The sequence below is a fragment of the Streptomyces sp. NPDC005202 genome, assembly GCF_040608235.1.
Lineage (GTDB): Bacteria > Actinomycetota > Actinomycetes > Streptomycetales > Streptomycetaceae > Streptomyces.
This window is the reverse complement of record NZ_JBEXHW010000015.1, coordinates 48,146-74,709: the sequence shown is the minus strand read 5'-3', so window position 1 is coordinate 74,709 and position 26,564 is coordinate 48,146. Positions and strand designations below refer to the sequence as shown.

General features: G+C 73.5%; 14 protein-coding genes and 7 pseudogenes. 13 read left to right on the top strand and 8 right to left on the bottom strand.

Going from position 1 to position 26,564, the window contains the following annotated elements:
- Position 1: 1 nt before the first annotated feature.
- A pseudogene (locus tag ABZV31_RS22025) lies at positions 2–238 on the bottom strand (ABC transporter ATP-binding protein); the annotation flags it as partial.
- Between ABZV31_RS22025 and ABZV31_RS22020 the strand changes: the two are divergent.
- Together ABZV31_RS22020 and ABZV31_RS22015 are read left to right on the top strand one after the other, a co-directional pair.
- Positions 239–334: pseudogene (locus ABZV31_RS22020) on the top strand (DNA-binding response regulator); the annotation flags it as partial.
- Between the two features lie 122 nt (positions 335–456).
- Positions 457–1,614 carry an ROK family transcriptional regulator gene (locus ABZV31_RS22015; RefSeq protein ID WP_355896371.1) on the top strand — a complete coding sequence of 386 codons (1,158 nt, stop codon included), beginning with the start codon at positions 457–459 and terminating at the stop codon, positions 1,612–1,614.
- A gap of 99 nt (positions 1,615–1,713) precedes the next feature.
- Here ABZV31_RS22015 and ABZV31_RS22010 read toward each other — a convergent pair whose 3' ends face one another.
- Both ABZV31_RS22010 and sigJ read right to left on the bottom strand, forming a co-directional pair.
- Positions 1,714–2,475: a GntR family transcriptional regulator gene (locus ABZV31_RS22010; protein ID WP_355896369.1), complete on the bottom strand. Its 762-nt coding sequence runs from the start codon at positions 2,473–2,475 to the stop codon at positions 1,714–1,716.
- A 260-nt stretch (positions 2,476–2,735) separates the two neighbouring features.
- Positions 2,736–3,620, bottom strand: a complete 885-nt coding sequence (gene sigJ / locus ABZV31_RS22005; RefSeq protein WP_355896366.1) for an RNA polymerase sigma factor SigJ — start codon at positions 3,618–3,620, stop codon at positions 2,736–2,738.
- A 109-nt stretch (positions 3,621–3,729) separates the two neighbouring features.
- On the opposite strand from sigJ, the gene ABZV31_RS22000 reads away from it, so the two are divergent.
- Together ABZV31_RS22000 and ABZV31_RS21995 are read left to right on the top strand one after the other, a co-directional pair.
- On the top strand, positions 3,730–4,383 hold the full coding sequence (locus ABZV31_RS22000) for an NAD(P)-binding domain-containing protein (protein WP_355896571.1): 654 nt from the start codon (positions 3,730–3,732) through the stop codon (positions 4,381–4,383).
- A 121-nt stretch (positions 4,384–4,504) separates the two neighbouring features.
- Positions 4,505–5,335 (top strand): alpha/beta fold hydrolase, encoded by an 831-nt coding sequence (locus ABZV31_RS21995; RefSeq protein ID WP_355896364.1) that lies wholly within the window; start codon positions 4,505–4,507, stop codon positions 5,333–5,335.
- 21 nt (positions 5,336–5,356) lie between these two features.
- Here ABZV31_RS21995 and ABZV31_RS21990 read toward each other — a convergent pair.
- A pseudogene (locus ABZV31_RS21990) lies at positions 5,357–6,217 on the bottom strand (EamA family transporter); the annotation flags it as partial.
- 47 nt (positions 6,218–6,264) lie between these two features.
- On the opposite strand from ABZV31_RS21990, the pseudogene ABZV31_RS21985 reads away from it, so the two are divergent.
- The 5 genes and pseudogenes from ABZV31_RS21985 to ABZV31_RS21965 all read left to right on the top strand — a co-directional run bounded on the left by ABZV31_RS21985 (position 6,265) and on the right by ABZV31_RS21965 (position 15,416).
- Positions 6,265–7,853: pseudogene (locus tag ABZV31_RS21985) on the top strand (PLP-dependent aminotransferase family protein).
- A 135-nt stretch (positions 7,854–7,988) separates the two neighbouring features.
- A complete protein-coding gene (locus ABZV31_RS21980) occupies positions 7,989–9,572 on the top strand; it encodes an alkaline phosphatase D family protein (RefSeq protein ID WP_355896362.1) in 1,584 nt (527 codons plus the stop codon).
- 179 nt (positions 9,573–9,751) lie between these two features.
- Positions 9,752–11,154 (top strand): annotated as a pseudogene (locus ABZV31_RS21975) (SWIM zinc finger family protein).
- Positions 11,151–13,813: pseudogene (locus tag ABZV31_RS21970) on the top strand (DUF6493 family protein). Before ABZV31_RS21975 ends, ABZV31_RS21970 begins: the two co-directional pseudogenes overlap by 4 nt.
- A 151-nt stretch (positions 13,814–13,964) precedes the next feature.
- Positions 13,965–15,416, top strand: a complete 1,452-nt coding sequence (locus ABZV31_RS21965) for a GNAT family N-acetyltransferase (RefSeq protein WP_355896359.1) — start codon at positions 13,965–13,967, stop codon at positions 15,414–15,416.
- 79 nt (positions 15,417–15,495) lie between these two features.
- Here ABZV31_RS21965 and ABZV31_RS21960 read toward each other — a convergent pair whose 3' ends face one another.
- Positions 15,496–16,701, bottom strand: a complete 1,206-nt coding sequence (locus ABZV31_RS21960) for a PLP-dependent transferase (protein WP_355896356.1) — start codon at positions 16,699–16,701, stop codon at positions 15,496–15,498.
- A gap of 59 nt (positions 16,702–16,760) precedes the next feature.
- Between ABZV31_RS21960 and ABZV31_RS21955 the strand changes: the two genes are divergently transcribed.
- From ABZV31_RS21955 to ABZV31_RS21945, 3 genes and pseudogenes are all read left to right on the top strand, one after another.
- Positions 16,761–17,267, top strand: coding sequence for an Lrp/AsnC family transcriptional regulator (locus ABZV31_RS21955; RefSeq protein ID WP_355896353.1), 507 nt, complete (start codon positions 16,761–16,763; stop codon positions 17,265–17,267).
- Between the two features lie 33 nt (positions 17,268–17,300).
- Entirely contained in the window at positions 17,301–18,992 is a 1,692-nt protein-coding gene (locus tag ABZV31_RS21950) for a DUF885 domain-containing protein (RefSeq protein ID WP_355896350.1), read from the top strand.
- Positions 18,993–19,091: 99 nt separating this feature from the next.
- Positions 19,092–19,371: pseudogene (locus ABZV31_RS21945) on the top strand (Lrp/AsnC ligand binding domain-containing protein); the annotation flags it as partial.
- A gap of 2 nt (positions 19,372–19,373) precedes the next feature.
- Here ABZV31_RS21945 and ABZV31_RS21940 read toward each other — a convergent pair.
- The 3 genes from ABZV31_RS21940 to ABZV31_RS21930 form a co-directional block, all read right to left on the bottom strand.
- Positions 19,374–22,367, bottom strand: coding sequence for an SMC family ATPase (locus ABZV31_RS21940; RefSeq protein ID WP_355896347.1), 2,994 nt, complete (start codon positions 22,365–22,367; stop codon positions 19,374–19,376).
- Positions 22,364–23,527: an exonuclease SbcCD subunit D gene (locus tag ABZV31_RS21935; RefSeq protein ID WP_355896344.1), complete on the bottom strand. Its 1,164-nt coding sequence runs from the start codon at positions 23,525–23,527 to the stop codon at positions 22,364–22,366. The genes ABZV31_RS21940 and ABZV31_RS21935 overlap by 4 nt, the downstream gene beginning before the upstream one ends.
- Positions 23,528–23,634: 107 nt before the next feature.
- Positions 23,635–24,261 (bottom strand): YigZ family protein, encoded by a 627-nt coding sequence (locus ABZV31_RS21930; RefSeq protein WP_355896342.1) that lies wholly within the window; start codon positions 24,259–24,261, stop codon positions 23,635–23,637.
- A 148-nt stretch (positions 24,262–24,409) separates the two neighbouring features.
- Between ABZV31_RS21930 and ABZV31_RS21925 the strand changes: the two genes are divergently transcribed.
- Positions 24,410–26,401 carry an amino acid transporter gene (locus tag ABZV31_RS21925; protein ID WP_355896339.1) on the top strand — a complete coding sequence of 664 codons (1,992 nt, stop codon included), beginning with the start codon at positions 24,410–24,412 and terminating at the stop codon, positions 26,399–26,401.
- The last annotated feature ends 163 nt before the right edge of the window (positions 26,402–26,564 follow it).

Genomic DNA, 26,564 nt, shown 5'->3' with positions numbered 1-26,564 from the left:
GTCAGACCTCCTGGGGCTGGGCGGCGAACTCGGCTTCGGCGGCGGTCAGATCGAGGTAAACCTGTTCCAAGGTGCCCTCCTCGGGAGCCAGTTCGAGGACCGGCCCCCCCTCGGAGACCAGGCGACCGACGTCCTCCACGCGCGCGTGCGCCACGGTCCAGTGCCCGTCCTAGTGCCGCACGGCGTCGAAACCGTGCCGCGCGAGCGCGCTTCCAAGTGCGTCGGCGTCCGTCGTACGGCCCACGTGAGAGCCGTCCTGGCCAAGCTGGGGGCGCGGGACCGCACGCAGGCCGTGATCGCCGCGTACGAGTCGGGGTTCGTGGCGCCGGGCTGATCGGGCCTGCCCCAACGCCGGGCCGGACCGGCCGGTAGGTCGGGGGTGTCCCCGGCTCTCGCTGCCCCGGCCCGTGCCGAGTACGATCCGCCCCACACGCGCACGAGCTGGGAGGACGGACGGTGGGGCGGCTGACCGGCGGGGATCCCTCGCTGCTGCGAAGGATCAATTCCGCGGTGGTGCTGCACGCGCTGCGTGCCACGGACTGCGCGACGCTGACGGAGATCACGCGGGTGACGGGACTGTCCCGCCCGACCGTCGAGGGCGTCGTCGAGGGGCTCATCGAGGCCGGTCTCGTCGTCGAGAAGGCGGCCGAGGAGGGCGCCGCCCGGCGTCAGGGGCGCCCCGCGCGGCGGTTCCGCTTCCGGGCCGAGGCCGGGCACCTGCTCGGTCTGGAGATCGGCGCGCACCGCGTCGCCGCACTGCTGGCCGACCTGGACGGCCGGGTGCTCGGCGCCCAGGCCAAGGAGGTCGACGAGACGGCCGAGGCCGACGAGCGCCTGGAACGGCTGCGTGCCGCGGTCTCCGAGCTGCTGCGCCGGGCCGGTGTCGCGCGCAGCTCCCTGCGGGCCGTGGGGGTCGCCACGCCGGGAATCGTCGAGGCGGGCGGCACGGTACGACTGGGTACCGCGCTGCCCGGGTGGACGGGCCTGCACCTGGGCGAGCGGCTGAGCCGCTCCTTCAAGTGCCCGGTCCTGGTCGAGAACGATGCCAACGCAGCGGCGGTCGCCGAGCACTGGCAGGGTGCCGCCACCGAGTCCAACGACGTGGTCTTCGTGCTGGCCGGACTGAGCCCGGGCGCCGGTTCGCTGATCGGCGGGCGGCTGCACCGCGGGTACGGCGGGGCGGCCGGCGAGATCGGCGCGCTGCATCTGCTGGGCCGGGAGGCGACGCCGGAGGCGCTGCTGTCGACCACGGACCAGCCACTGCACCCGCTGGACGAGCAGGCGGTGGCCGCGGTCTTCGCGCTGGCCCGCGAGGGCGACCGGCGGGCCCGTGCGGCCGTGGACCGGTTCATCCAGCGGCTCGTCCACGACGTGGCGGCGCTCGTCCTCGCCCTCGACCCGGAACTGGTCGTCATCGGCGGCTGGGCGGCCGGTCTGGACGGCGTCCTGGAGCCGCTGCGGCGCAAGCTGGCCCGCTACTGCCTGCGGCCGCCCAAGGTGACTCTTTCCCTGCTCGGCGAGGCGGCCGTGGCGACCGGCGCGCTGCGGCTGGCCCTCGACCACGTCGAGGGACAGCTGTTCGCGGTGGAGGGCACGGTCACGGCGCGGCATTGAGGGGCGAAGCCCGGGCAACGACCAGGTGACACGGGGTGCGCCCCGGAGGGCTCCGGGGCGCACCCCGGCTCTCGGCAGGACGGCGGTCGTCCCCGGAGCCTACGAGGCCTGGCGCTCGGGTCCGTGGTGGATCTCCACGCCGCCGGAGTCGCCGAAGGTCAGCCGGCAGGTGTCGGCACGGTAGGTGGCGACGGAGAGCGCGGCCGTGCGGCCCACGGCGAAGAAGCGGGTCGTGACGACGAGGACGGGCGCGCCGGGCAGACGGTCGAGCTGCTTGGCGTCGTCCGCGCGGGCCGAACCGAGCTCGACGGCGCGATCCTGGCCCTCCAGCTCCAGGCGCTGCAGCTCGCGCAGCACGGCACGCGCGCGTGCTGGTCCGGAGGGCGCGTCGATCGCGGTCAGGTCGGGCACCGACGACGCCGGGATGTAGAGCAGCTCCGCCCCGATCGGCTGGCCGTGCGTCATGCGGGACCGGCGCACCGTGTGCACCGGCTCCTCGCGGTCGGTCTCCAAAGCGTCGGCCACGGCCGCGGGCGGAACCTCCTGCGTGCAGTCCACTGGCTGCCAGGCGTCACCGGCCGCTCCCGGCCAGGCGTGCTGCTCGGTGCCGACGGCCACGCCCACGCGGGGCGGGGCGACGGTCGTACCGACGCCGCGGCGGCGCTGCAGCCTGCCCTCCAGCTCGAGCTGCTCCAGGGCCTGGCGGAGCGTGGCGCGGGCGACCCCGAAGCGAGCGGCGAGTTCCCGTTCGTTGGGCAGGATCTCGCCGACCGAGAACTCGGAGTCCAGTGCCTCACTGAGCACGGTCTTGAGGTGCCAGTACTTCGGCTCCGGCACCGTTTCCAGCTGCGTGGTCCCCACCCTGTCCTCCGCAATCGCCGTGATCCGGCGGCGTTTTAGCGCCCTTGTTTATTAAAGGTTGTTGTACTTATCTCCGACCATAGGACGGCCCCCACCCTTGGTCAAGACCAATCCTCAATCCCATGGTCAGGGCGCCGGTGCGTTGCTGCAGAGCGTTCACGAGGCGTTCGTACTACAGCGTGTGCGTGACATCACGGCAAAGCCCCCGTCGTGCGGACGGGGGCTTCGGGGAGCGGCGCGGACGGACCCGCCTCCGGCACTCAGAGGCCGGCCAGGGACTCCAGTTTGTCGGGGTTGCGGATGATGTAGACGGCCTGGATGCGCCCGTCGCAGACGTCGAGCTGGAAGACGCTGTCGGGCGTGTCCCCCGACAGGGCCAGCACCGCGGGGCCTCCGTTGAACTCCAGGAAGCGGAAGGACATGTCCGGGATGCCCTTGCCGGCCGCGCCGACCAGGAAGCGGCCCACCTTGTCGGCGGTCTCCAGGATCCGCCGCGGCGCCTTCGACTTGCCGCCGCTGTCGCCCACCAGGCGGACGTCCGGCGCGAGCAGCGACATGAGCCCCTCGAGGTCGCCGTCCGCCGCGGCCGCCAGGAACCGCTCGGTGAGGTCGCGCCGCTGCGCCGGGTCGACCTCGTAGCGCGGTCGTCGCCCGTCGACGTGCCTGCGGGCCCGCCCGAACAGCTGACGCACCGCCGGCTCGGCCCGGTCGAGCATGGCGGCGATCTCCGCGTAGGGGTGGCCGAAGGCCTCCCTGAGGACGAACACGGCTCGCTCGAGTGGCGACAGCGACTCCAGGACGACCAGCACGGCGAGCGACACCGAGTCCGCGAGCACGGTCCGCTCCGCGGTGTCCGCAACAATGTCGGCGAAGTCGGTGACGAACGGCTCGGGCAACCACGGGCCGACGTACGCCTCGCCCCGCGCCTTGATCTGGCGGAGCCGGTCGATGGCGAGGCGTGAAGTGATGCGGACCAGGTAGCCGCGCGGGTCGCGCACCTCGCTCCGGTCGGCGCCGGACCAGCGCAGCCAGGCCTCCTGCACACCGTCCTCGGCGTCCGCCACCCGCCCGAGCATCGGGTAGGCGACTCCCATGAGTACGGGCCGGTGCGCTTCGAAGATGTCGGTCCCGGTTTCGGTCGTCACAGCTCCATCCCGGCCGACACCTCCGGCCGTGTCCAGGCGGAATTGCCGCGTCGGGAGCACAATGGCCCGCGGACCGCCGCCGGCCGGCGGTGCGGGCACGGAAGTGGCGATGCGGTACGCGGTGGTGGGCACGGGCGAGGTGGGCCGCACTCTGGGCGGCACACTGGTGGAGCTGGGGCACGAGGTGCGGCTCGGCTCCCGTACGCAGGGCAATCCGGCCGGCATGAAGTGGGCCGAGAGCGGGGGCGCGGCGGCGAGCACCGGCACGTTCGCGGACGCCGCCGCGTTCGGTGAGGTGGTCGTGAACGCGGTGGGTGGCCGGGTGGCACTCGCCGCGCTGGAAGCGGCCGGAGCGGACAACCTCGACGGCAAGGTCCTGATCGACGTCTCCAACCCCATGGCCTTTGAGGACGGGCAGCTGCGGCTGTCCCCCGTCGAATCGGTCAGCGTGGGCGAGCAGATCCAGCGGGCCTTTCCGCACGCGCGCGTGGTGAAGACCCTGGACACCGTCAACTGTCAGGTGATGGTGAACCCCGGGCTGGTGCCGGACGGGCACCAGGTGTTCGTCTGCGGGGAGGACGTGGGCGCCAAGGAGCAGGTGAGGGCTCTGCTCGGGGAGTTCGGCCGGCCGGCCGACCGGGTCATCGACCTGGGCGGCATCCGCGCGGCACGCGCCGTGGAGATGCTGCTGCCGCTGTGGCTCAGCCTCTACCAGCATATCGGGCACGCGGAGTTCAACCTCGAGGTGCGCAGGGCCCGTTGAGGGCCGTATGGCCGAAAGGCCGACGGCGAGATCCGCCGCAACCGGGGGCTACCCGTCGGTAGCAATTGCTGACAAGCTGTCTACACACGGCGTTGGTCAGCGATTCCGACGAGGAGCACCCATGTCCGCCACCGTCTCCTTCAAGGTCCCCACTCCGCACGGCCCGCGGACCGTGACCCTCTCCTACGCGCGCGTGGGCAGCGGCGAGCCGCTGCTCCTGCTGCACGGCATCGGTCACCACCGGCAGGCCTGGGACCCGGTGGTCCACCTTCTCGCTGCCGAGCGCGACGTGATCGCCGTGGACCTGCCCGGCTTCGGTGCGTCCCCCGCGCTGCCGGACGGGCTCCGGCACGATCTGCCCACGATGAACGCCGCACTCGGCGCCCTGTGCGAGGAGCTGGAGATCGAACGCCCGCATGTGGCGGGCAACTCCCTGGGCGGCCTGCTGGCCCTGGAGCTGGGCCGGGAGAAGCTCGTACGGTCCGTCACAGCCCTGTCCCCGGCCGGGTTCTGGACCCAGGCCGAGCGGCGCTACGCCTTCGGTGTGCTGCTGGCGATGCGCCGGATCGCACGGCGCCTGCCGCTGCCGTTGGTCGAGCAGCTGTCGCGCACGGCGGCCGGCCGCACGGTCCTGACGAGCACCATCTACGCCCGCCCCGCCCGCCGCTCACCCGAGGCCGTGGTCGCCGAGACGCTCGCGCTGGCACAGGCCACCGGATTCGAAGACACTCTCCGGGCCGGTGTCAGCGTCCAGTTCACCGACGACATCTCCGGCATCCCCGTCACCGTGGCCTGGGGGACGAAGGACCGTCTGCTGGTGCGCCGGCAGGGGATCCGGGCCAAGCAGATCATTCCCCGGGCCCGGCTGGTCCGGCTGCCCGGCTGCGGACACGTCCCGATGAACGATGACCCGGCGCTGGTCGCGCGCGTGATCCTCGACGGCAGCCGCTGACGGGCGCCTGGTCCGCGTCAACGCCCCCGATCCCAGAGCCACTCCGGCGCCAACCAGGGCGCTGCCCGCGGCTTGGGCGGCACCGTAGGTACCCGTGCCGACGAGGGGCGCGGTGCAGGCGGCTGCGACGGGGATGAGGCCGGAGAAGAGCGTGGCGCGCTCCGCGCCGATGCGCTGCATGCCCATGTACCAGCACACGAAGCCGACGACGGTCACGACCGACGCCTGCCACAGCAGCGCGGCGGCCTCGCCCGCGTCCGGGCGCCTGAGCCAGGCGGCGCCGTCGAGGACGGCTCCCACGACCGCCGCCTCCACGGCCGCGAGGCCGCACACGACGGCGGACAGCAACCGGGGCCCGAGCGGGCGCAGGAGGGGCACCGCCAGGACGGCGAAACCCACCTCACCGGCCAACGCTCAGCAGGAGAAGGCGATTCCGGCGCCGTCGGTACGGCCCCAGCCCTGGACGGTGAAGGCCCCGGCAGCGACCAGCGACGCCCCGTTCAGGACGACCCGCTGGGGCCGGCGTCCCTCCAGGAGCGGGACGACGACCGCCACGACCACGGGGGCGCAGCCCACGAAGACGCCCGGCACCGCCGGTTCGGCGGTGCGTTCCGCGGCGAGGGCCGCGAGGTTGAAGCCGACCATGCCGACCGCCGCGAGCAGCGCGAGCCGGACCCAGTGGCGCGGCGCGAGCCCGCGCAGCCGTGCCGTCGCGCCCCGGCCGGCCAGGGGCAGGAGCAGCAGGCAGGCCAGGCCGTAGCGCAGGAACTGGCCGCCCGCGTACGGATAGTGCCCAAGGACGCTGTTGGCCGTGAAGGACCCTCCGACCAGGACGCAGGCGAGCGCGGCGAGGAGCGCGCCGCGCGAAGTGGTGGCGTTCATGGCAGCGACGCTAGGAAAGGCGGCGGTCCGGTTTAAGGTCCACTTTCATGACGTCATCGGAGACCAATCCGGACGGGCCGGCTGGCTCCGCCGCATGGGAACTGCTGTTGCCGGCCGCATCGGCACCGGCACGCGCGCGTGGCCGCTCCCTGCAGGCCGCGCTGCGCGAGGCCGTCCGCTCGGGACGGCTCGCCCCGGGCACGCGGCTGCCCTCCAGCCGGGACCTCGCCGCCGATCTCGGCGTGTCGCGCGGGCTGGTCACGGAGGCGTACGAGCAGTTGACGGCGGAGGGCTATCTGCGCAGCGGCCGGGGCGCCGGGACCTGGGTGGGCGGTGCCGCGCGGGCCGCGCACCCCCGCGCGTGACCTCGCTCCCCGCTCCCCGGGCGCCAAGGCGGACTTTGTGCCCGGGACGCCCGACCTGTCGCTGTTCCCGCGCGCCGCCTGGACGACCGCGCACCGCGCCGTGCTGGCGGACCTCCCGCACCACGACCTCGGCTACCCCGACCCGCGCGGGCTGCCCCGGCTGCGCACGGCGCTGGCCGAACTGCTCACGCGGCGCCGGGCGTCGTCGCGGATCCCGAGCGGATCGTGGTCGTCTCGGGCGTCGCGCAGGCGACCTCCCTGCTCGGTTCCGTGCTGCACGCGCGCGGGATGCGCACGGTCGGCGTCGAGGACCCCGGCAGCCCGAACACAGCGCCCTGTACGCCTCGGCCGGGGTCGGCACCGTACCGCTGCCCCTGGACGACGAGGGCCTGGCCGTCGGCCCGCTGCGCCGGTCGGGGGTACGGGCCGTGGTGACGACCCCGGCCCACCAGTTCCCCACCGGCATCGCCTGCTCCGCGCGGCGGCGGGCCGAACTGCTCTACTGGGCACGGTCCGTGAACGGCATCCTCTTCGAGGACGACTACGACGGCGACTTCCGCTACGACCGCGCCCCCGTGGGCGCGCTCCAGGGGCTCGACCCGGAACACGTCGCCTACGCGGGGTCGGTGAGCAAGTCCCTCGCTCCGGGGCTGCGGCTGGGCTGGCTGCTCGTGCCCGGCTCGCTGGCCGACGAGGTCGTCGAGCGCAAGCGGACCATGGACCTCGGTCATCCGACCGTCGACCAGGCGGTGTTCGCCCGGCTCGTGGAGCGGGGCGACTACGACCGGCAGCTGCGCCGCTGCCAGCGCGCCTACCGCGAACGCCGCTACACCCTCCTGGCCGCCCTGGAGGAGCACTTTCCCGGCACGCGGCTGTCCGGCATCGCCGCGGGCCTGCACGTCATGGCCGCGCTGCCCGGCCGGCACGGCCCCGAGGAACGGTTCCTCGCGCGCGCGGCCGAGGCCGGTGTCGCGGTGCGCACGCTGGCGGCCTACACGCACGCGCGTGCCGGTGACACCGCGGGCCATGAAGACGACGGTGCGGACGGCGGGAACGACGGCGGGGACGGCGGGGACGGCGGCCCCGGCGGCCCCGGCGGCCCCGGCGGCAGGAACGGCAGCCCCGGCGGCAGGGACAGCAGCCCCGGCGGCGGGGACAGCAGCCCCGGCGGCGGGAACGACGATGTGCGGCTGGTCCTGGGATACGCGCACCTGTCGCCGTCGCGGATCCGGGCGGGCGTCCGGTTGCTGGCGGAGGCGGTGGGGACGTGACCGCGTCGCGGGAACCGCACGCCGGTTCCCGCGCCTCCACGGTGAGTTGTTCACCTGGGGTTTCCGTGTGCGCTGCGCCGCACCAGTAGGTGTGGCACTGCACACTGGCCGGATCCCGTCCCTGGAGGCGCATCCATGTCACACCGTCCGTTCCCCAGCCGCCGCAGTGTCCTGCGCGGCTCGCTGGCCGCGTCGGCGGCCCTGACCCTGCCCGGAGCACTCGGCGCGGCGCCGGCACTCGCCCTGTCCGGGCGTCCCCGGGCGGGCTGGGGTGTGCAGACGGGAGACGTGACCTCCGACTCCGGTCTCGTGTGGGTGCGCTCCGACCGGCCGGCCCGGATGATCGTCGAGACGTCGGCAACGGAGTCGTTCCACAACCCGCGCAGATGGCACGGCCCGCTGCTCGGCGCGGACACCGACTTCACGGGCACGACCCGGCTGCGCGGACTGCCGGCGGGCGAGCAGATCCACTACCGCGTGCTCCTCGCCGACCCGGACGACCCCCGCCGCACCGGCGAGCCGGTGACCGGTACGTTCCGCACGGCGCCGGCGCGGAGGCGCCAGGGCGTGCGCTTCGTGTGGTCCGGCGACCTGGCCGGACAGGGCTGGGGCATCAACGAGTCGATCGGCGGCTACCGGATCTTCGACGCCATGGCGAAGCTGGATCCGGACTTCTTCCTGTGCAGCGGCGACAACATCTACGCCGACGGCCCGATCCCGGCCACCGCCACGCTGCCGGACGGCAGCGTGTACCGGAACGTCACCACCGAGGAGAAGTCGCACGTCGCGGTCACCCTGGCCGACTTCCGGGGCAACTTCCGCTACAACCTGCTGGACGCGGCGCTGCGCCGGTTCAACGCCCAGGTGCCGAACATCATCCAGTGGGACGACCACGAGGTCCGCAACAACTGGTACCCGGGCGAGGTCATCGGCACCGGCACCCCCTACCCGGCCGGCACCAGGCTCGACGACCTGGCGCTCCGCTCCCGGCGGGCCTTCTCCGAGTACTTCCCCATCTCCACCATCAGCGGGCGCCCGGACGGCCGGATCTACCGGGTCGTCCACCACGGTCCGCTCCTGGACGTGTTCGTGCTCGACATGCGGACCTACCGCAACGCCAACTCGCCCGACAACCAGACGGTGGACCCGCAGGGCATCCTCGGCCGCGAGCAGCTCGAGTGGCTGAAGCGGGAGCTCGCCCGGTCGCGTGCGGTGTGGAAGGTCATCGCCGCGGACATGCCGCTCGGCCTGGTCGTGCCCGACCCGGTCGAGGGCAGGCCGAACTTCGAGGCCGTCGCCCAGGGCGACCCGGGCGCGCCGCTCGGCCGCGAGCTGCAGATCGCCGAGCTGCTGCGGTTCATCAAGCACCGGCGGATCACCGGCACGCTGTGGCTGACGGCCGACGTGCACCACACCTCGGCCCAGCACTACGACCCCGCGCGCGCCGTGTTCAAGGACTTCGAGCCGTTCTGGGAGTTCGTCTCCGGTCCCCTCAACGCCGGTGCCTTCCCGGCCAGCGCGCTCGACGGCACGTTCGGCCCCAACCGGGTGTTCGTCAAGGCGCCGAGCGCCTCGAACGTCTCCCCGGCCGAGGGCTACCAGTTCTTCGGCGAGGTCGACATCGACGGCGACAGCGGGGAGCTGACGGTCCGGCTGCGCGAGCAGGACGGCACCGTGCTGTTCACGCAGGTGCTCCAGCCGGGCCGGGTCGGCCAGTAACTTCCGTACCCTCTCTCCTTGTGCCGCGCACCGGCGTCATCCCCCGGTGCGCGGCGCCGTTCGCGGCGCCGAAGGACCGGCCGGTGGCGAAGGCGGCGCGCCAGGTGCCCAACTCGCCCCGTCGGCACCCGTTTTCGCAGGTCGGAGCGATTGTCAGTGGTCGCCTCTACGGTTTTTCCATGACGCGATCTTTGCAGGCCGTGGCCTATTGCCGACCCTCCGTGCTGGAGTCCGCCGCAGGCGGACGGCGCCTGGGACTCGAGACCTCCCGGGGTACGACGCCCTCGGGTGTCGAGGACCACCCGCGGTTCTTCTCGGGATTTTGGACGTCCCCTCAGGTGGCCTCCGCCGCGTTGCTGGCGGTGGCGGACGTGGCGGCCGGCTACTACCAGCCGCAGCTGCGCGCCTCCCTCGACCCGGTGGTGACGGGCAACGGCGACCGGCTGCGCTTCGAGTCCTTCTCCGGCTGCGGCGGGGTGTACGCGCGCCTCGACGTCCTGCGGTCCGGCCTCGACGGCGGCGAGGTGGGACACGGCACGACGAACGTCGACGTCAACAATCCGTTGCGGGAGGCCCTGTCCCGGATCGGCTCGGACGATCCCCTCCATCTGCGGGTCGGCCCCGAGGAGCTGGCCGTGACCACGCTGGACGGGCCGGTGGTGGAGAAGAAGGTGCCGCTCCCGGACCGGTGGCTGCGCGGGTTCGCGGAGGCCCAGGTGACAGCGGCCGGCTTCGGTCTGCGGACCGAGCTGCCGGCGGCGGAGGCCGTGCGGTTCCTGCGGTCGCTGCCCCGGAGCGGACCGCGAGGTACCGCGAGCGGCCCGCGGTGGGTGGTGCCGGCGGGGCGCGGGCTGCGGCCGACGACCCGTCCTGTGCCCGGCGCGGTGTGCCTGCCGGGTCCGGAGCGGCTGATCGCGCTCCAGCGGTGCTGCGGCACGCGACGGCCCTGCGGGTGTACGGCCCCGCGGTCACCGGCGCCACCGCCACGGCCGGCGCCTGGGAGGCGGTCATGCCGGGCATGCGGCTCACGCTCACGCTGTCGCCCGACGCCTCGCGCGGATTCTCCGGGGAGGGCGGGGTCCTGGACGCGCTCGCCACCGATGAGACCGCCGAGGACGCGGAGCTGATCGCGGTGCTGCTGGCGTGGGAGCCCCGCATCGACGTCGCCGACCTCGCCGCCGCCTCGGGGCTCACCCCGGAGCGGGTCCGGGCGGCGCTGGTCCGGCTCGGCACCTCGGGCCGCGTCGGGTACGACGCGGCGGAGGCGGCCTACTTCCACCGGGAGCTGCCGTACGACGCCGAGCGCGCGGAGCGGCACAACCCGCGGCTGCGGGCGGCCCGCGCACTGGTCGCCGCGGGTGCGGTCACCCTGGACGGCGCCGTGGCGACGGTGACCGCCGAGGACGGGCATGTGCACCGGGTGCGCGAGGAGGCGGGCGTGCTCAGCTGCAGCTGTCTGTGGTGGGCCCGGTACCGGGGCGGGCGCGGGCCGTGCAAGCACGCACTGGCGGTGCGGATGGTGCGGCGGGGCGCCGGCGCGGCGGAGCAGCAGGGGGTACGGGTCGACGGGGGTGTGCGATGAGTGAGCTGATGGACGCGGTACGGGCCGGGCGTACGGCCGAGGTCGTGAGCCTGCTCGACGGGATGACCGACGCCGAAAGGCGGGCGTTCTTCCCCGAGTTGAAGGCGCTGCGCAAGGAGCTCAGAGCGGCGCCCTGGGATGCGGCGTCCCGCTGCGCGTATCCGGCGTTGCACGCGGCCGGGGCGGCGTGCCAGACCGGCGCGGCGGGCGTGGCGAGCTGGATCGCGGCCGCCGACATGCGCTGGTCGGGGGTCTCGCCGGGGGTGCTGCTCCACATCCTGGGCGACCGTGAGTCCGACTGGCTCGCCGATGTGGCGCACCGGCTCGCCGAGCGGCCGGTCACCGCGCGGGTCCCGTACGAGCTGATGGCCGGGCTGGTGCGGCTCGCCGGCTGCTCGGCACCGAGGACCGACGCCTACGTACAGGGTTGGGTGGAGCACATCGGGGCCGTGTGGCAGCGCGGCGACACCGTGCTCGACAGGCTGCGCAAGGATCCGCACCTCGCGGACCTCGTGGGCGCGCTCTTCGAGACGAACGACATCGGCAGCCGACTTGAGTGGACGGCGACCCAAGGGCCCAACAGCTGGAACGACGCCCTCGCACAGCTCACCCTCGAGGGCACGCTCGACCGGAGGGCGACGGTCGACGCATGCGTGGCCCGCCTGCTGCGGGGCGGCACAGCCGCCGATCACCGGGTGTTCCTGCGTGTGCTGAAGTCCCTGGCGCTCACCCGCGAGGAGGAGCGCGAGCGGGTGGCCGACTGGCTGGCGCTGGCGGCCGACGCCGTGTCCGTGGTCGCCTCGCATGCCCAGTCGGTGCTGATCTCTCTGGCCCTGGACGGCGAGCTGGCACACCGCCAACTGGCCGAGCTGTCGGGCGCGGTGCTGTTCCGGACGGAGAAGAAGCTGGTGCGGGCGCAGCTCGTGCTGCTGGGAAAGGTGCTCGCCCGGGACGCCTTGGCCGCGGACGAGCTGCTGCCCGCCGTCGCGCAGGCTTTCGGGCACGAGGACGCGTACATGCAGGAGCGGGCGCTGAAGCTCGTGGAGCGGCACCTGAAAAAGGCCGCCTCCGCCGCGGTGCGGGAGGAAGTGGCGGGCGCGGCCGAGCAGTTGGTCCCCGTCCTACGCGCACGGGCGGTCGGGACGCTCGGCGCGCTGCCGGTGGATCGGGAGCCTGTGGTGTACGAGGAGGTGCTCCGCCGGTTCCGCGGCCGACGCGCCTCGCACCTGCGCCGCTCTCGGCTGCCGAGCTCGCCGAGGAGGTGGGAGCGGCACTGGCCGCCGAGGCCGGCGTGGCCGGTTTTGAACGCGCGCTGGACGGACTGGTGCGTCACGCGTACCGGAACCGGGACGCTCTGCTGGACGCCCTGGAGCCGGTCGTCACCCGCCGCTGGTGGGACGGTGTCGATCCCCGGTACGTCCTGCAGGCCGACGACCACTTCAGCCACGGCCACCGCGGTGTCCTCGACCCAGCGGACGGCCTCGACCTCTTTCTCGCAACGCTGCGCGGCCGGGTGCGCACCGCCACGCTGCACGCGGCGGTCCAGCACGGGACATCGGCCCGCAACTGCCTGCACAGCGCCCTTTCCCAGGCTTTCGACGCCCGTCTGTGGGAGGTGGCGTACCGCGTCCGCACGGAGCCACTGCCGTTGCTGCTCTCGACGCCCACCTGGAGTACGGGTCTGCTGGAACCGGACGAGCTGGTGGATCGCCTCGACACGTACCGGCGCCTGGGTGCGCGGGTCTCGGCGGCCGACTTCGCGCAGGCGCTGCTGCGGGTGCGACGTGCAGACCGTTCGGCGGCCGTGGCGGCGGCCGCACGCGCAGCCGCCCTGGGTACCGCGGAAGGCGCACGGCTCACCCACTGGCTGACCGCGGAGGGGCTGATGCAGCCGGCGCTCCAACGGCGTGTCTCGGGGCCTCGCATCCTGGTCGAGTCCGGTGAGCTCCTGGAACTGCAACAGGATTTCCCCGCCGAGTTCCGGAGCCTGGGCCGGCCGACGAGCGTCTTCGGGGAACGCCGGTACTGCTACCACTGGAGTGAGGCCATACGGGGGCACTGGCTGGCCATGTTCCCCGAGCGGCGTGAGCTGGTCGCCCTGCGCCTGCTGCGGGATCTGTCCGCCGTGGCCGTGGACGACAGCCGGGGCGCCGCCTCCGTCCTCCCCCTGCTCGCCGAGTCCGGCGGCGAAGCAGGTGAGGCGACGCACCTCTGCGTGGCCTACGGGCTCGGCGCCCGGCATCCGGAGGACCGGCTCGCCGCCGTGGACGCACTGCTGGTCCTCGCGGCGCGCGGGCAGCTGGACGCTCCCCGCCTGGGCGCGGACCTCGGCCAGCTGGTGCGGCGCGGTGCGGTGAAGCCGCTGCGGCTCGCGGAGTCGCTGCGCACGGCCGCGGCCACCGGGGCGAACGCCACCATCTGCGGCCTGCTCAACCACACGCTGCCGCTCCTGCTGGCGGATCTCGCGACCGACGGCCCGGCCGGGCCGGTGCGCGGGCTCGGGGATCTGCTGGCCGTGGCCGCCGAGTGTGCCGAGCGGTCGGGGGCGCGGGGCGATCTGCCACACCTGGCGCAGACGGCGTCCCGGCGCGGCTCGTCCCGGCTGGTAGCACAGGCCCGCCGACTGCGCAGCGCGCTGACGCCGGAGGTGGCCGCATGACGTTGTGACGCGCCGCGAGCAGGCAGTCACCACCCTCTGACTCGTCACAAAAGACCCGTTGAAAGAACAACAAAAGAGGGCAGATCCACACTTTACCGCTCAGTCACAAAGCGTTCGTGATCACGCAACACCGTTCCTTCACAGTGGCTGCATGACTCGAGAAATATCTGATGTGACGCGTGCGAGGCACGGTCGCCCGGTGCACCACTGGCGGCGGGACGTGGTCGAACTCGCCGCCCTCTTCACGGCTGTCGCGGTGGCGGACGGCGTGGCGAACCTCATCGGCCACGGACCCGACGGCCCGGCCCTGCTGGTGATCTCCGCGACGGCGCTGATCGCCACGGCGGGGTTCCACACCTGGTGGGCACGGCACCACGGTCACGCACCGCCGACGGTCGATACCGGTGCCCGGCCGCTCGCCGAGGAGCGGCAGCAGGCCGGGCCGTCCGTCACCTCCCCGGCGACACCCGAAGAGGTGACGGGAGCGAGTGCGCTGTGGCGGATGCGGACGACGGTGAAGGACGAGCCGGGATCGCTGGCCGCGCTGTGCACGGCGCTGGCCGCGCGGCAGGTCGACATCCTGAGCCTGCAGACGCATCCGCTGGCCGAGGGCACGGTGGACGAGTTCCTGCTGCGCGCTCCCGGTGGGACCGAAGCGTCCGAGATCACCCGGGCGGTGTCGCTGGCCGGCGGTGCCGGCACGTGGATCGAGCGGGCCGACGCGCACGACCTGATGGACGCGCCCACGCGGGTACTGGGTCTGGCCGCGCGCACGGCGCTGGACGCGGCGGAACTGCCGCTTGCGCTGCGGCAGTTGCTGGGGCGGTGCACCATCCGTTCGCTGCCCGGCAGTCCGGTGGGCGGCGGCCGTGGCCCCGAGGAGGTGCCGGTCGAGGGGGTGCTCGAGGACACGGTGATGCGGCTGCGGGCTCCGGAAGGCGGAGTGATCACCGTGGAACGGCCGTATCTGCCCTTCACTCCCACCGAGTTCGCGCGGGCGCGGGCGCTCGTGGAACTGGACGCCCGGCTCGGGCCGCGCATCCCGCGCAGCCAGGACGTGCTGACGCTGCCCGAGGGCGAGGCGATCACCGTGCGCCGGGCCGACACCGGCGACGTCGCGGCGGCCAGGGCGATGCACGAGCGGTGCTCGGCGCGCACGCTCGGCATGCGCTACCACGGGCCGGTCGGCGACGCGGACCGCTATCTGAACCACCTGCTCAGCCCGCGCTTCGGGCGGACGCTCGCCGTGCAGACCGCCTCGGGGCGGATCGTCGGCCTGGGCCACCTGCTGTGGGACGGCGACGAGACGGAGGTCGCGCTGCTCGTCGAGGACGCGTGGCAGCGGCGCGGCATCGGCGGCAAACTGCTGGGCCGACTGGTGGCCATGGCCGTCGAGGCGGGCTGCGAGAGCGTGTACGCCGTGACGCAGGCGTCGAACACCGGCATGGTCGCCGCCATGCGCGGCCTCGGCCTCCCGCTCGACTACCAGATCGAGGAGGGCATCCTGGTCATCACGGCCCGCCTGGACGCGACGCCGGTGACCTCGCGGCTGCCGTACGACCCCAGGCAGGAGGAATTCGACGGGCCCGGCGTGCGGGACTGACCCGGGACGGGGTCTCCCCCACGGACTCGGTGACGGCCCGGCGGACTGCGCCGGGCCGTTCGTCGTCCGGGGCCCGGCTTCAGCTCATCGCCTCGTGCAGTCCCCTCGATGTCCGCGGTTCCGAGGCCTCCCCCAGTGCTCCGTCCAGGTCCGCCCACAGATCCTCGACGTCCTCCAGGCCCACCGACAGCCGCAGCAGTTTGTCGCTCACTCCGGCGCCCCGCCGGTCCTCGGCGTCCACGATGCGGTGGCTGATGGAGGCCGGGTGCTGGATGAGTGTGTCGACGCTGCCGAGGCTGACGGCCGGGGTGACCAGGCGGACGCCGGCGATGACGGCGTGCGGATCGCCGTGGACCTCGAAGGCGATCATCGCGCCGCCGATGCGCGGGTAGTGGACGCGGGCGACGCGCGGGTCGGCGGCCAGGCGGCGGGCCAGTTCCGCGGCGGTGGCGGAGGCGGCCCGGACCCGCACCGGCAGGGTGGACAGGCCACGCAGCAGCAGATAGCCGGCGAGCGGGTGCAGGACGCCGCCGGTGGCGAACCGCACCTGCCGCAGCCGCCCGGCGAACTCCTCGTCACAGGCCACCACGCCCGCCATCACGTCACCGTGCCCGCCCAGGTACTTGGTCGCGCTGTGCAGCACCAGCCGCGCACCCTGCTCGGCCGGGCGCTGCAGCACGGGTGTGGCAAAGGTGTTGTCGACGAGGAGCGGGATGGAGCCGCAGGCGTGGGCGACGGCCCGCAGGTCGACCTCGGCCAGCGTCGGATTGGCCGGGGACTCGACCATCACCAGCCCGGTGTCCGGGCGCAGCGCGTCCGCGACTCCGGCCGGGTCGGTCCAGGTCACCTCCGTGCCGAGCAGCCCGGCGGTCAGCAGATGGTCGCTGCAGCCGTACAGGGGCCGTACGGCCACGACGTGCCGCAGGCCCATGGAGGCCCGTACGAGAAGGACCGCGCTGAGTGCGGCCATGCCGCTGGCGAACGCGACCGCGGCCCCGGTGCCCTCGAGCCGGGCCAGGGCGGTCTCGAAGCGGGCCACGGTCGGGTTGCCGAGCCGCCCGTAGACCGGCGGGCCTTCCAGTTCGGCGCCGTCGGCGGCGAAGGCGTCGATGCGGGCGGCCTCGCCGCGGCTGTCGTAGGAGGGGTAGGTGGTGGACAGGTCGATCGGCGGGGCGTGCAGTCCCTGCCGGGCGAGGTCGTCACGGCCGGCGTGCACGGCCTCGGTGGCCAGTGCTCTGGGTGCGGGGCGTACGTCGTCGTACGCCTGCGTGCTCGCTGAGTCCATAACGGAAGGGTGAACACCGACCGGGTATCCGGGGACCAAGTCCGTGCTACGTTCGGTCCATGGCCGAATCTGTCGTACTGGATCCGGTGGATCTCCATCTGCTGCGGCTGCTGCAGAACGACGCCCGGACGACCTACCGCGACCTCGCCGCGCAGGTGGGGGTCGCGCCGTCCACGTGTCTGGACCGCGTGACCCGGCTGCGCCGCTCGGGCGTCATCCTCGGCCACCAGCTGCGACTCGATCCGGCGAAGCTGGGCCGGGGCCTTCAGGCGCTGCTGTCGGTACAGGTCAGGCCGCACCGGCGGGAGCTGGTGGGGCCGTTCGTGGAGCGGATCCGGGCGCTGCCGGAGTCGCGGACCGTCTTCCATCTGACCGGTCCGGACGACTATCTGGTCCACGTCGCGGTCGCGGACATGGCGGATCTGCAGCGGCTGGTCCTGGACGAGTTCACGGCGCGGCGCGAAGTGGCGCGCGTGGAGACCCGGTTGATCTTCCAGCAGTGGGACTGCGGACCGCTGCTGCCGCCGGGCGCTCAGGCGGGAACGCCCACAGCTGAATCGGGGTGACGCGGACATAGTCTCCGTATGAGGATGGTCCGCATGTCAGAGACCAAGAGCCCGCTGCCCCGTCAGGTCGCCGACGCCTATGTCGACGAGCTCATCGCCCTCGACCCGGTCACCGGTACGTATCTCGGCGTGAAGGAGAGTTCGAGCAGGCTGCCCGACACCTCGCCCGCGGGCCAGGAGGCGCTCGCGGAACTGGCGCGCACCACGCTCGCCCGGCTCGACGAGGCCGAGCGCCGGCCCGGTGCGGACAGCGACATCGAGCGCCGGTGCGCACGCCTGCTGCGCGAGCGGCTCACCGCGGAGCTCGCCGTGCACGAGGCCGACGAGGGCCTGCGCGCGGTCGGCAACATGGCCACACCCGTGCACCACGTGCGTGAGGTGTTCACCGTGACGCCGGCCCAGACGGAGGAGGACTGGGCGGCGATCGCCGAGCGGCTGCGTGCGGTGCCGACGGCGCTGGCGGGCTACCGCGAGTCGCTGACGCTCGGCCTGGAACGCAAGCTGTACGCGGGCCCGCGCCCGACGGCCACCTTCGTCGAGCAGCTCACCGAATGGTCGGACACCGACAGCAAGGGCCGCGGCTGGTTCGAGGACTTCGTCTCCGCGGGCCCCGAATCCCTGCGCACCGAGCTGGAGGAGGCCGCGCGTGCCGCGACCGCGGCGGTGGTGGAGCTGCGGGACTGGATGCGTGACGTGTACGCGTCGGCGATCGAGGGCGCACCGAACACGGTGGGCCGCGATCGGTACGCCCGCTTCTCCCGCTACTTCAACGGCACGGACCTGGACCTGGACGAGGCGTACGCCTACGGCTGGTCGGAGTTCCACCGCATCCTCGGCGAGATGAAGCAGGAGGCGGAGAAGATCCTGCCCGGCGCCGAGACGCCGTGGGTGGCGCTCGCGCACCTCGACGAGCACGGCACGCACATCGAGGGCGTCGACGAGGTCCGTCAGTGGCTGCAGGACCTGATGGACCGGGCCATCGAGGAGCTGGACGGCACGCACTTCGAACTCGCCGAGCGGGTGCGGAAGGTGGAGTCGTGCATCGCGCCGCCCGGCAGCGCGGCGGCACCGTACTACACGCCCCCGTCGGAGGACTTCTCGCGCCCCGGCCGCACCTGGCTGCCGACAATGGGCCAGACCCGCTTCCCGGTCTACGACCTGGTCTCCACCTGGTACCACGAGGGCGTGCCCGGCCATCACCTCCAGCTCGCGCAGTGGACGCACGTGGCCAAGGACCTCTCCCGCTACCAGGCCGCCGTCGGCGGGGTCAGCGCCAACGCGGAGGGCTGGGCGCTGTACGCGGAGCGCCTGATGGACGAACTGGGCTTCCTCACCGACCCCGAGCAGCGGCTCGGCTACCTCGACGCGCAGATGATGCGGGCCGCCCGCGTCATCGTCGACATCGGCATGCACCTGGAGCTTCGGATCCCGGCGGACTCGCCCTTCCACCCGGGCGAGCGCTGGACTCCGGAACTGGCCCAGGAGTTCTTCGGGGCACACAGCAGCCGCCCGGCGGACTTCGTGGAGAGCGAGCTGACCCGCTACCTGACGATTCCGGGCCAGGCGATCGGCTACAAGCTCGGTGAGCGGGCCTGGCTGCTGGGCCGCGAAAGGGCGAAGAAGCGCCACGGCGACGCCTTCGACCTCAAGTCCTGGCACATGGCGGCCCTCTCCCAGGGCTCCCTGGGCCTGGACGACCTGGTGGACGAACTGTCGCAGCTGTGAATCCCGGAGGGTGGCCGGAAACCCCTGGCCGCCCTTTCCCCCTTCCCGAGGAGTCGTGCCCGCGCTCTCCGAGCGCGGCACGTGTCGGCCACCGGTACGGCCGTGGTGGACCCGGAGCGGCTGGGGCTGCCGATCCTCGCGTTCGTGCGCCTGCGCTACCCGAACGGGCAGCTACAAGCCCTTCCACGACCTGGTGGCCGCCACCCCGGAGATCCTGGAGGCGCACCACGTGACGGGCGACGACTGCTTCGTCCTCAAGGTCGCCGCCCGCTCGATGCGCCATCTGGAAGAGGTGTCGGGGAAGATCGGCACCCTGGGTTCGGTGACCACGAACGTCGTGTACTCGTCGCCCCTGCCCCGGCGGCGGCTCGGCCGCTGAGCTCAGCCGACGCCCCGTTGCCGCACGGTCGACCCCGATCTGCCCTTGACGACCTCCAGTTGCGCGTGGATCCGGCGCCGCAGGTCGGCGACGTGGCTGACGATGCCGACGCTGCGGTCGCGCTCGCGCAGGGAGTCGAGGACGTCGAGGACCTCGTCGAGGGTCTCGTCGTCGAGGCTGCCGAAGCCCTCGTCGATGAAGAGCGTGTCGAGGCGGACCCCGCCGGCCTCGTCGGTGACGACGTCGGCGAGGCCGAGGGCGAGCGCGAGGGAGGCGAAGAACGTCTCGCCGCCCGACAGGGTCGCCGTGTCCCGCTCCCGGCCGGTCCAGGCGTCGACGACGTGCAGTCCGAGACCGCTGCGGCCGCGTCCGGCCCGGTCGTCGGAGTGGACCAGGGTGTAGCGGCCGGAGGACATGCGCTGCAGCCGTACGGTCGCGGCGGCGGCCACCTGTTCCAGGCGGGCCGCGAGGACATACGACTCCAGGCGCATCTTGCGTTCGTTGTCGGCCGAGGTGCCGGCGGTGAGGGAGGCCAGGCGGGCCACGCGGTCGTACTCCTCGCGCAGCGGCGCCAGCCGCCGTGTCCCGGCGGCCGCCCGGGCGGACAGCCGGTCGAGTTCGGCGCAGCGCCGGGCGGCGGCATCCCGCGCGGAGGCGGCGTCGCGCAGCCGCTGGGCCGCGGCGGCCGCGGCACGTTCCGCCGCGGTGAGGTCGGCGGGCGGCTGCTGGGCGGCGGCCGCGGTGTCGGCCTCGGCGAGCACGGCGCGCACGGCGGCCTCCTCCGACTGCCAGGCGTCCAGGCGCCGTTGGAGCTCGCGGTGGGCGGCGTCGTCGAGGAGGGCGGCGGCCGCCGCCTGGGGGGTGTCGAACCCGGCGCGGAAGGCGGCCTCGGCGAGCCGTCCGTCGGCGTCCTTGAGCCGCTCGGCGCTCTCCTCGGCGGCGCGGGCGGCGTCGGCGGCGTCGGTGAGCAGCGCCGCCTGCCGCTCCAGTTGCGCGGCCCGCGCCGCCACACTGTCGGCGGCGCCCCTTGCCTGCGCCAACTCCGCCTCCAGCGTGGCCTTCTCGCGGTCGAGGGTTTCCCTGCGGGTCAGGCGCGACGCGGCGCGGACCTCGGCCTGCTGCCGGTCGGCCAGCCGCCGCTCGCGCTCCTGCTCGGCGCGGCGCAGTTCCTCGTGCGCCGCGTGCAGCGCGGAGGCCTCCCGGCGCGCCTGCGCGAGCTGCCGCTCCAACTCCTCGACCTCCTCGGCGAGTTGCGCGGTCGGCGTGTCACCCGCCTCGGCGATGGCGGCGGCCAGTGCCTCACGTACGACGCCGAGGCGCCGCTCGTCCTCGGCGCGCTGCTCGTCAGCGTCCTGATAGGCGGCCAGGGCGCGCTCCTCCGCCTCGCGCCCGACGTGCCCGGCGACCTTCCGCGCGGGTGCGGGGTGTTCGGTGGCGCCGCAGACGGCGCAGGGCTCGCCGGGGCTGAGGTTCGCGGCCAGTTCGGCGGCGATGCCGTTCAGGCGCTGTTCCTTGAGGTCGAGCCAGTGGGCCTTGGCCTGCACCGCGCGCTTCTCCGAGTCGAGTGCCCGCCTCCGCGCCTCCTCGGTGTCCCCGGCCAACTGGTCGCGCAGCCGGGCGGCCCTGAGCCGCTTCAGCGCGGGTTCGCGCCGGATGCCGAGTTGTTCGGCCCGGGTTGCCGCCTCCTGCGCAGACTCGACGCGGGCCTGAAGCGCTGCCCGGGTCGTCTCCCACTCGGCGAGCCAGGCACCGGCCTCCTGCAGGACGTCCTCGTCGGCGCGCTCCTGCCGGTCAAGGTCGGCCCGCTCGGCGACGAGGCCGGCCAGGCGCTGTTCGGCGCGGCGGGCCGACTCCAGGCCGCCCAGCTCCTCGGCGGCCCGGCGTGCGGCGGCGGCGAGGCCGGCCGCGCCGGCGTCGGCGAAGCTCTCCGGCAGCAGGGCACGCGCGCGTGCCTCGGCGGCGGCCGCCCGACGGTGTTCGGCGTCGGCGGCCTCCCGCAGTTCCAGCGCCGGCGCCACCGTCTCCGCCTTGCGCGCCCGTTCCATCCGCGCCTGCGCCTCCTGGTGGGCGCCGGCCCGCTCCTGCAGGCGCGCGGCACGCTCCTGCGCCTGAGCGAACCGCCGCTGCAGTCGCGCCACTTCGCGGACGCGGTCCAGGGCGTGCTGGGCGGCGGCCTGCGCGGACTCGGCAACCGTGAGACGGCAGTGGGCGATGGTCAGCTGTTCCCGTGCGGTGCTGCGGGCGACGGCGGCCGCGGTCAGGACCGCCTCCGCCAGGCCGGGCTCGCCCGGCGCGAGCTCCGGCAGCTCCATGGCGTCGCCCGCCGCCTGCTGCATGCGGTGCGCGTCGGCCAGCAGCGCGGCGTCGCCCTCGCGTACCTGGGCCTCGGTGGTGCGCCTGCGTTCGGCGAGGCGCTTTTCGACCTCGGCGAAGCGGTGGGTGTCGAACAGGCGCCCCAGCAGCTTGCCGCGCGCCTCGGCGTCGGCGCGCAGGAAGCGTGCGAAGTCGCCCTGCGGCAGCAGCACGACCTGGCAGAACTGCTCGCGGCTCATCCCGAGCAGCTGGGTGATCTCCTCGCCGATCTCCTGGTGGGAACGGCTGAGGTCCTTCCACGCGCGGGCCACCGGGTCGTACTCGCGCAACCAGCTCTGGGCCTTGTCCAGCGTCGTGCCCGAGCCGCGCCTCTTGGGGCGCTCCCACGGCGGTTGGCGGGTGACCTCCAACCTGCGCCCGGCCACCGTGAGTTCGAGAGTGACCTGGGTGCGCGTGCCCGAAGCGGCGTGGTCACTGCGGAGGGAGAGGCCCTGCCCGCTCTGCCGGGCGCCCGGCACCGCTCCGTACAGCGCGTAGCAGACGGCGTCGAGGACGGAGGTCTTGCCCGCGCCCGTCGGACCGTGCAGCAGGAACAGCCCGGCGGCGGACAGCGCGTCGAAGTCGACGGTCTGGGAGCCCCCGAAGGGGCCGAACGCGGTGATCTCCAGCCGGTGCAGCCTCACCGCGCCACCTCCCGGACCGCCTCGTCCGCACGCACCGCGTCGAACGCCTCGCGCAGTACCGCCTGTTCGAGCTCGTCGGGCGCCGCGCCGCGCACATGGGCCACGAAGTCCTCCGCGATCTGCTGGTCGCTGCGGCCCGCGAGGCGGCGGGCGTACGACACGTCGGGGTCGTCCGGGGCGCGCTCGGGGTCGAAGACGAGGCTGAGGGTGTGCGGGAAGCGCTCGGTGAGGCGGGCCATGGGGTCGGCCGGGCGGACCGGGTCGGTGAGCGTCGCCTCGACCCACGCGTCCTGGTGGCGGGCGAGGTCCGGGTCGGCGAGCAGGTCCTCCAGCGTCCCGCGGATCCGGGCCAGGGCGCGCGGGACCGGGCAGTCGATCCGCTCGGCGAAGACGGAGCCGTCGGCGTCCAGGTCGACGAGCCACATGCTCTTGCGGTGGTCGGCCTCCGAGAAGGAGTACGGCAGCGGGGAGCCGGAGTAGCGCACGCGCTCGGTGATGGTCTGGCAGCCGTGCAGATGGCCCAGGGCGGCGTAGTCGACACCGTCGAAGACGCCGGCGGGCACGGCGGCCACCCCTCCGACGGTGATGTCCCGTTCGCTGTCGCTGACCTGGCCGCCGGTGACGAAGGCGTGCGCGAGGACGACGGAACGTGTGCCCCGCGCGCGCGTGGCGAGGTCGGCGCGTACGCGGTCCATGGCGGCGGCGAGCACCGCCTCGTGGCCTGCCTTCTCGACGCCGAACTCGTCCTTGACGAGGGCCGGTTCGAGATACGGCAGGCCGTAGAACGCCACCTCCCCGAACTCGTCCTCCAGCACCACCGGCGTCCCGCACGCCGACGGCTCGGTCCGCAGATGGATGCCCGCGCGCCCGATCAGCCCGGCGCCGACGCCGAGGCGGCGCGCCGAGTCGTGGTTCCCGGAGATCATCACCATCGGCACGCCGAGGTCGGCGAGCCGGTGCAGGGCGTTGTCGAACAGCTCGACCGCGGCCAGCGGGGGCACCGCGCGGTCGTACACGTCTCCCGACACGACCACCGCGTCGACATCGCGCTCGCGCACGGTCGTGACGAGGTGGCCGATGAACTCGGCCTGGGCATCCAGCATGTTCACCCGGTGGAACGCCCGGCCCAGATGCCAGTCGGAAGTGTGCAGCAGCCTCATGATCCCCGAAGACTAACGGCCGGGTCCGACATCACGGGCGGTTACTCCCGTATCGGCCCGTCATGAGCGCTCCTGCACCCGCTGTTATGCCCAACTTGCCCGATGTGTCACGCGTCGCTGTAGGCCTCGCCGCCCAGTTCGAACCCGGCTGTCCCGGCGGTGACGTCGGCGAGCCACGCCCTGAAGGCGTCCACGTCGGCGTCCGGGAGGCCGATCTCGATGGTGACCGCCTCGCCGTAGCGCACGTCCCGCACCTCCCGACCGGTCGCCCGCAGGTCGTTCTGCACCTTGCCGGCCCGCTGGTGGTCGACGGTCACCGTGGCGAGGCGGAAGCGGCGGCGGGTGAGAGTGCCGAGCGCGTCCAGGGCCTCGCCGACCGCTCCGCCGTAGGCCCGGATGAGTCCGCCCGCGCCGAGCTTGATGCCGCCGTAGTAGCGGGTGACGACGGCGACGACGTACCGCATGTCGCGGCGCAGCAGCATCTGGAGCATGGGGACGCCGGCGGTGCCGCCGGGCTCGCCGTCGTCGCTCGCCTTCTGGATCGCGGCGTCGGCGCCGATGACGTACGCCCAGCAGTTGTGCGTGGCGTCCGCGTGCTCCTTGCGGACCGCCGCGATGAAGTCCTGGGCCTCCTGCTCGGTGGCCGCCGGGGCGAGGGCGCACAGGAAGCGGGAGCGGTTGACCTCGGTCTCGTGCACGCCCGCGCGGGCGACGGTGCGGTACTCGTCCTGCATCCGGCCAGCCTATGCGCAGTTCCGGGGACCCCCGCCCCAAGTTCGGACGACGGGGTGGTGGATACTCGCTCCTCGCGCCCGCGGATCCGCCGGCACCCGAGTGGTCCACGGGCCGGACGAACCCCCACCGAGCGCAGGAGAGGACCGAATGACCGGCACCGAGGTGGAGAGCAGGGACGCCGAGGAAGCCGGCGGGCCCCACCACTCCGCCCCGACGGCCCGCTGGCGGGCCTGGCTGCTGGAGGGCCTGAGCGAACAGACGGCCCGCCACCCCGGCCCGCACCGCACTCCGCAGGCCGAGCACGAGGGCCACCGGTGGTGGCGGGTGATGTGCCTGACCGGTGTGGACTACTTCTCCACCCTCGGCTACCAGCCCGGCATCGCCGCCCTCGCGGCCGGTCTGCTCTCCCCGCTCGCCACGCTCGTGCTGATCGCGCTGACCCTCTTCGGCGCGCTGCCGGTCTACCGGCGGGTCGCGCACGAGAGCCCGCACGGCGAGGGGTCGATCGCCATGCTGGAGCGGCTGCTGCCGTGGTGGCCAGGGAAGATCTTCGTGCTCGTGCTGCTCGGCTTCGCGGCCACCGACTTCATGATCACGATCACTCTGTCGTCCGCGGACGCCGCCGCGCACGTCGTGGAGAACCCCTTCGCCCCGCACTGGATGCACGGCGAGAACCAGTGGATCACCTTGTTCCTGATCGCCGCGCTCGGCGGGATCTTCCTCAAGGGCTTCCGGGAGGCCATCGGCATCGCGATGGCGCTGGTGGGGACGTATCTCACCCTCAACGTCGTGGTGATCGCCGTCTCCGCGTGGGAGGTGTTCAGCCACCCGGTGCGGATCGGCGACTGGACCGACGCGATAACGGCGGAGCACTCCTCACCACTGGCGATGATCGGCGTGGCGCTGCTGGTCTTCCCGAAACTGGCGCTCGGCATGTCCGGCTTCGAGACGGGCGTGGCGGTGATGCCGCAGGTCAAGGGTGACCCGACGGACACGTACGAGAAGCCGACGGGCCGCATCCGCGAGACCCGCAAGCTGCTCACCACGGCCGCCGTGATCATGAGCTGCCTGTTGCTGCTGTCCAGCCTGGCGACGACGATCCTCATCCCGCAGGCCGACTTCAAGAGCGGCGGACCGGCCAACGGCCGTGCCCTCGCGTATCTGGCGCACCAGCACCTGGGCGAGGCCTTCGGCACGGTGTACGACGTCTCGACCATCGCGATCCTGTGGTTCGCGGGCGCCTCGGCGCTCGCCGGGCTGCTGAACCTCGTACCGCGGTATCTGCCGCGCTACGGCATGGCTCCGGAGTGGACCCGGGCCGTGCGCCCGCTGGTGCTGGTGTTCATGGCGGCGGCCGTCCTCATCACCGTCTGGTTCCACGCGAACGTCGACGCGCAGAGCGGCGCGTACGCGACCGGGGTGCTGGTGCTGATGCTGTCCGCGTCGTTCGCCTCCACGGTCGCCGTGCGCCGAAGGGGCCACCGGTGGGCGACGATCGGCTTCGGCGTGATCACCGCCGTGTTCGGCTACACCCTGATCGCCAATGTCATCGAGCGGCCCGACGGCATCAAGATCGCGCTGATCTTCATCGTGGCGATCCTGGTCACGTCGTTCGGCTCGCGGGCGCACCGGGCCTTCGAGCTGCGCGCCGCGGAGGTCGTCTTCGACGAGACGGCCGAGCGGATCATCGACGAGGCCGCCCACAGCGGGCCGTTGCAGCTGATCGCGAACGAGCCCCAGGAGCACAGCACCCAGGAGTACCGCGCCAAGGAGTACGACCAGCGCGCGCACACCCACATCCCGGAGGGCGGGCCGGTGCTGTTCCTGGAGGTGTTCGTGCGGGACTCCTCCGACTTCACGGCGGACATCACCGTGCACGGCGACACGAAGCACGGGGTGCGACGGCTGCGGGCGCAGGGCCCGACGGTGCCCAACACCATCGCGGCGGTCCTGCTGGCGCTGCGCGAGCGCACCGGCCAGGTCCCGCACGTCTACTTCAGCTGGACCGAGGGCGGCCCCGTCAGCCATCTGATCCGCTTCCTGGTCTTCGGCGACGGCGAGGTCGCGCCGGTCACTCGCGAGGTGCTGCGCCGTGCCGAGCCGGACCCGGACCGACGGCCGCGGGTGCACGTGGGCTGAGCCCGACGACTACCCCGTGGGCTGAGCCGACCACTACCGCGTGGGCCGAGCCCGACCACCACCCCGCGGGCCGAGCCCGACCACCACCCCGCGGGCCGAGCCCGACCACCACCCCGCGGGCCGAGCCCGACCACCACCCCGCGGGCCGAGCCCGACCACCACC

What these genes read in the sequence shown, in the direction of transcription:
- ABZV31_RS21935 (WP_355896344.1), bottom strand. Translation starts at nt 23,527, where the DNA reads ATGAGGCTGCTGCACACTTCCGACTGGCATCTGGGCCGGGCGTTCCAC.
- ABZV31_RS21980 (WP_355896362.1), top strand. Translation starts at nt 7,989, where the DNA reads ATGTCACACCGTCCGTTCCCCAGCCGCCGCAGTGTCCTGCGCGGCTCG.
- ABZV31_RS21930 (WP_355896342.1), bottom strand. Translation starts at nt 24,261, where the DNA reads ATGCAGGACGAGTACCGCACCGTCGCCCGCGCGGGCGTGCACGAGACC.
- ABZV31_RS21995 (WP_355896364.1), top strand. Translation starts at nt 4,505, where the DNA reads ATGTCCGCCACCGTCTCCTTCAAGGTCCCCACTCCGCACGGCCCGCGG.
- ABZV31_RS21950 (WP_355896350.1), top strand. Translation starts at nt 17,301, where the DNA reads ATGTCAGAGACCAAGAGCCCGCTGCCCCGTCAGGTCGCCGACGCCTAT.
- ABZV31_RS21925 (WP_355896339.1), top strand. Translation starts at nt 24,410, where the DNA reads ATGACCGGCACCGAGGTGGAGAGCAGGGACGCCGAGGAAGCCGGCGGG.
- ABZV31_RS21955 (WP_355896353.1), top strand. Translation starts at nt 16,761, where the DNA reads ATGGCCGAATCTGTCGTACTGGATCCGGTGGATCTCCATCTGCTGCGG.
- ABZV31_RS21965 (WP_355896359.1), top strand. Translation starts at nt 13,965, where the DNA reads ATGACTCGAGAAATATCTGATGTGACGCGTGCGAGGCACGGTCGCCCG.
- ABZV31_RS21960 (WP_355896356.1), bottom strand. Translation starts at nt 16,701, where the DNA reads ATGGACTCAGCGAGCACGCAGGCGTACGACGACGTACGCCCCGCACCC.
- ABZV31_RS22000 (WP_355896571.1), top strand. Translation starts at nt 3,730, where the DNA reads ATGCGGTACGCGGTGGTGGGCACGGGCGAGGTGGGCCGCACTCTGGGC.